Genomic DNA, 4,742 nt, shown 5'->3' on the forward strand with positions numbered 1-4,742 from the left:
CCCCCTTTGGTCCGTAGACATTATGCGGTATTAGCAGTCGTTTCCAACTGTTGTCCCCCACCTCAAGGCATGTTCCCAAGCATTACTCACCCGTCCGCCGCTCGTCAGCAAAGTAGCAAGCTACTCTCTGTTACCGCTCGACTTGCATGTGTTAGGCCTGCCGCCAGCGTTCAATCTGAGCCATGATCAAACTCTTCAATTAAAAAGTTTTATGTCTTTCGACAGCTCAATGAATTCTGAATTTTTGTTTTTGTTGCCAAAAACGAATTGACTGTGCGTTATTATTTTCACTTTAAAAAAGTAAAATCAAAACAGCTCAAGGCTGAATCTTTTAATAACATATGGTCACTCAGTTTCAATTGAGACTCTAATTTGTTTGCCTCGCTACCTAAATAGCTTGGCTGTTAGAACTCAATCTGTACGAGTGCCCACACAGATGATTGCTTTATATTGTTAAAGAACGTTTTGAGTCGCTTTAGCGTCTCAAGGGATGCGAATAATACACCCTTTATTTTTTGAGTCAACACTTTGTTTTAAATTTTCTTTTGGAAGATTTAAAACCGAAGTTTTATTTAACTCTCTGAGTAGTTCGTGCCTCGCTATGCGTTGGCCTTTCCCGTCTCAGTGGGGTCGCATTATAGGGAGATCCGAAAACAGATCAACCCTTTTTTTAGATCTTTTTACTGTTCGAACAAAAATAGAACAAAACCACGTAAAACCACATGAAAACCCGTCTAAGATGATGCTTTTTTATGCTCTTATTTATTATTTAATACAAATATCATTGCTATGTTTGATTTAGGCGTTAAGATAGCAAGTTCACAATGTTAAATTAATGTTTATTTCCTGTTTATTGGTAGATCTAAAATGAAATTACCCGATCAAAAATCTTTTATCTTCTCTGTTATTCTTGCTGTAGTTGGTTTTGTTGTTGTTGAGTTCGCTTTAGGCGGCTTAGCTTTAAACCCTGCATTACTATTTGGTGCTGGTTTATTAATAGGTGCGATTGCTATTGCTGCAATATCATCTGATGTGACTGAAGAAGCTGAAGTTAAAACAAAAACGCTTTATGTTGGTAACCTTCCTTATCGTGCAAACGAAGGTGTGGTTCGTGCATTATTTGAAGAACAAGGCAAAGTATTCAATGTTCGTTTATTAAAGGATAAGAATACTGGCAAACGTCGTGGCTTTGGTTTTGTTGAAATGGCGCAAGCTGATGCAGACAATGCAATTGCTAACTTGAACGATAGCGAGTTCCAACAACGTACTTTAAAGGTACGTGAAGCAAAACAAAAACAAGAAGATGATTCTAATGCTCTACGTACTGAGACGGATCAGTCAGTGTAACTAGCTTTACCGCTAGCTTATTGCTAAACACATCAGCCGTTGCATAATATTGCAGCGGCTTTTTTATGTCTGTTTGTTTATCCACACATAAGTTAAGTTGGTTAAGTAGAAAGTTGACTCTATTTGCTATCGCTAGACCTGAATCAAGTAATTTTACATTCCCTTCAAAATACTGACTAATCGGCTCTGCTAATATCGGAAAGTGCGTACACCCTAGTACAAGTACATCTATTGTTTTATCTATATGTAGTTCATCAAGTACTTGATACAACTTATTTGTATCTAAAGAGCCTGTAAAAAAGCATTCCTCAGCTAACGTTACTAATTCAACACTGCTATACAGATTAACGATCACATTACGTGCATATTCAGCAATTAATGTTTTTGTGTATGAACTGGCGACCGTTGCCGGTGTGGCTAACAAGCCAATATGATTTGAGCGTGTTAATTCTGCCGCAGGCTTTATTGCTGGCACAACACCTACAATAGGAATATCCGTAATTTGGCGAACAGCGCTGAGTGCAGATGTAGAAGCTGTATTACACGCTATTACAATTAAATCGACGTTAAGCGTGTTGGCTTTGATGAAATGAATAAGTGAACATAATCGGTTAATTATAGTTTGTTGGGATTGAGCACCATAAGGTAGTAATGCATTATCCATAAAATAGCTGTACTGAGCATTGGGGATACTTTGCTTGATATGTTCAAGTACAGTAGTTCCACCAATACCTGAATCAAAGACCATTATATGCGCTGACAAACTACCGTTCCTACTTTACTTTAAGATCGGCAGTTTGCCATGAGGTTTTTATAAAAGAAAGTAGTTTAACTTTGCGTGGTTTCTAAATCAGTAAGCCTGTCGGCTGCCGAATTTAACTGATTAAGGTTTTCGAACATAGACTTTGTGTAATCTACTAACTTATCTATTTGTTCCTGATCTTGATTTAACCATTGGAGAATGCCAGCTAGCTGATTTTGTAATCCAAGCTCACCCGCTTTTTCAAAAGCATTTTTAAGGTCGTCATTAAAAGGGGCTAAACCCTCTGCTACTTGTTTTTCTGGTGCTGGTTTATATTCTTCATAGCTTTTAACTGTTGCTATTGTTTTTGTTTGGCGTAAATCCATAGAAAAAGCCACCAGCTGATCGCTGTCTAAACTCAGCTCTTGCGCTTGTTCAAATGCTTCATCTAAATCACCACCAAAAAAGGTTTTACTTAAATCTTGTAAGTCTTCCATCATCGCATTAATAGCTTCTTGCTCTTGCTCGTTTAAGTCACCATTTACCGACATCGAAAATGATACCTGTCGAGATTGCGATGATGAGCTTGCAAACGACTCACTATTACTATTTTGCTGATAGCCACTTGCCGATTGAGATTCAAATGCATCAGCAAAGCTAATACTTACCTCATCGCCTTCTGCGGTAGTAAATTTATACTCTGCATTACTCGTCATACTGACGTATTGGGCCTGGCTTATATTTACGCTGGCAGGTTGTGGGTTAAATAACGACTCTTCAAACTTATCCAGCCCATTGTAAATTCCCTCTTTGGACTTATTAATGCCCTCTTCCATGTCATCATTAAATACGCCTGTACCTTTGAGTTCATCAACAGCGTCGTCAATCCCTATTTGGACGCCTTTGCGCGCATCGCCTAACATATCTTTGAGCTTTTCGTCATCAGCGCCGTTAGCTTTTGCTTTATTAACAGCACTACTTACAAAATCGAGTACGTTTTTTACTATTTCATCAAAATCAAATAGTGGTTTATCTGCTTTTTTTTCTGCGATAGGCAATCCAAGCTGCTCAGCCATTTTATCGCCAAGCACCTTTGCGGCCAACTCTCGGCCTCGTTGTTGATAGCTATCTTGAGGAGACGTAATTGTAGGTTGCTGTATATCAGCTTTATTATTGAATTTATTGATGTTGTTGTTTGGCGTAAAGCCATAATTACCTATTTTCATGATTCGTCTCCTAAGCGTACGTAGTTTATTATCGGCTATAACAACAAAAACTAAAGTACAATGTTCAATAAAACAGCATAAATGCTAGCCAAAACTAGACAAATACGCAGCGCTCCCTACAATAGCGCCGATAAACAGATCTTAGATAAGGTAGTAGCGTTAATGGCAGTTATTAAAATAGATACCACACAGTACCAAGCGCAGTTAAGTGAAAAAGAGCAGCGCATTAGTACGCAGTTTCAACGTTTTGGTGTGGAGCAACTAGAAGTATTTAGCTCAGAGCCAACTAACTACCGCCAACGTGCTGAATTTAGAGTATGGCACGACGGTGACGATCTGTTTCACATTATGTTTGATCAACGAACAAAAGAAAAAATCCGTGTTGATACATTTGATCCAGCAGCGCCTCTAGTAGGTGAAATAATGCAGGTGATGATTGAAAATCTTAAGCCTTGTGAAATATTACGCCGTAAGTTATTTCAAATCGATTACCTATCAACGCTAAGCGGTGAAATTTTAGTAAGCTTGCTTTATCACAAACCACTAGATGATGAATGGTTAAGTGAAATTAAAGCACTTAAAGAAAAGCTTAGCAGTAAATACAAAATTGACTTTATAGGCCGTGCTCGCAAACAAAAAGAAATACTAGGTGATGACTTTGTAACTGAACGTTTAACAGTTAATGGGCAAGAGCTTATTTATCAACAAGTAGAAAATAGCTTTACTCAGCCTAATGCAAAAGTAAATATTAATATGCTGGAGTGGGCACAAGATTTATGTAAACCACTTAAAAATGATTTACTAGAACTGTATTGTGGTAACGGTAACTTTTCAATTGCATTAGCAGGTTCTTTTAATAAAGTATTAGCGACGGAAATATCAAAATCATCTGTTCATTCTGCTCAGTACAACATTGCTAAAAATAATGTAGAGAACTTAGATATTATTCGTATGTCGAGTGAAGAGTTTACTCAAGCAATGAATGGCGAGCGTACTTTCTCTCGTTTAGAGGGTATTGACCTTAAAAGCTATGACTGCCAAACCATATTAGTTGATCCACCGCGCGCGGGCATGGATGAATTAACGTGTGACTTAGTAGCTAACTACGAAAGCATAATTTATATATCGTGCAACCCTGAAACCCTAGAGCGTGACCTTGATCACTTAACACGTACGCATAACGTTAAGCGCTTTGCTATATTTGATCAGTTCCCTTATACGCATCACATTGAGTCGGGCGTTTTCTTACAGCGCAAATAAATACGTTCAGTAAACGTTACCCATAAAAAAAGCTCCTTAAGGATAATGCCGATCAGTTAAGAAAATGACCGGTTGACCGATCCAAACGATCATGCAAAATCCGTAGTTAGGAAACTAACTACGGATTTTTTTGTGAATATAGAACAAGCACTGCAAGCAACACTTGA

Annotated in this window: 4 protein-coding genes and 1 rRNA gene; 2 read left to right on the top strand and 3 right to left on the bottom strand. The window is 38.0% G+C overall.

Annotation, left to right across the window (positions count from 1 at the left end):
- A 16S ribosomal RNA gene (locus H5087_RS19895) occupies positions 1–202 on the bottom strand; the annotation flags it as partial.
- Between the two features lie 665 nt (positions 203–867).
- Here H5087_RS19895 and H5087_RS19900 point away from each other — a divergent pair.
- Positions 868–1,347 (top strand): RNA-binding protein, encoded by a 480-nt coding sequence (locus H5087_RS19900; RefSeq protein ID WP_024596401.1) that lies wholly within the window; start codon positions 868–870, stop codon positions 1,345–1,347.
- Here the strand turns inward: H5087_RS19900 and murI are convergent.
- Both murI and H5087_RS19910 read right to left on the bottom strand, forming a co-directional pair.
- Positions 1,310–2,110: a glutamate racemase gene (murI, locus tag H5087_RS19905; protein WP_182673134.1), complete on the bottom strand. Its 801-nt coding sequence runs from the start codon at positions 2,108–2,110 to the stop codon at positions 1,310–1,312. The two genes, H5087_RS19900 and murI, sit on opposite strands and share 38 nt — an antisense overlap.
- A gap of 65 nt (positions 2,111–2,175) precedes the next feature.
- Positions 2,176–3,315 (bottom strand): DUF5610 domain-containing protein, encoded by a 1,140-nt coding sequence (locus H5087_RS19910; protein WP_182673135.1) that lies wholly within the window; start codon positions 3,313–3,315, stop codon positions 2,176–2,178.
- A gap of 162 nt (positions 3,316–3,477) precedes the next feature.
- On the opposite strand from H5087_RS19910, the gene trmA reads away from it, so the two are divergent.
- Complete coding sequence (gene trmA / locus H5087_RS19915) at positions 3,478–4,575, top strand: tRNA (uridine(54)-C5)-methyltransferase TrmA (protein WP_182673136.1); 1,098 nt, start codon at positions 3,478–3,480, stop codon at positions 4,573–4,575.
- Positions 4,576–4,742: the final 167 nt, after the last annotated feature.

Source organism: Pseudoalteromonas sp. SR43-7 (assembly GCF_014163785.1).
Classification (GTDB): domain Bacteria; phylum Pseudomonadota; class Gammaproteobacteria; order Enterobacterales; family Alteromonadaceae; genus Pseudoalteromonas; species Pseudoalteromonas distincta.

Bases quoted from the DNA above. Each gene is read 5' to 3' on its own strand.
- H5087_RS19910 (WP_182673135.1), bottom strand. From the start codon at position 3,315: ATGAAAATAGGTAATTATGGCTTTACGCCAAACAACAACATCAATAAA.
- H5087_RS19900 (WP_024596401.1), top strand. From the start codon at position 868: ATGAAATTACCCGATCAAAAATCTTTTATCTTCTCTGTTATTCTTGCT.
- trmA (WP_182673136.1), top strand. From the start codon at position 3,478: ATGGCAGTTATTAAAATAGATACCACACAGTACCAAGCGCAGTTAAGT.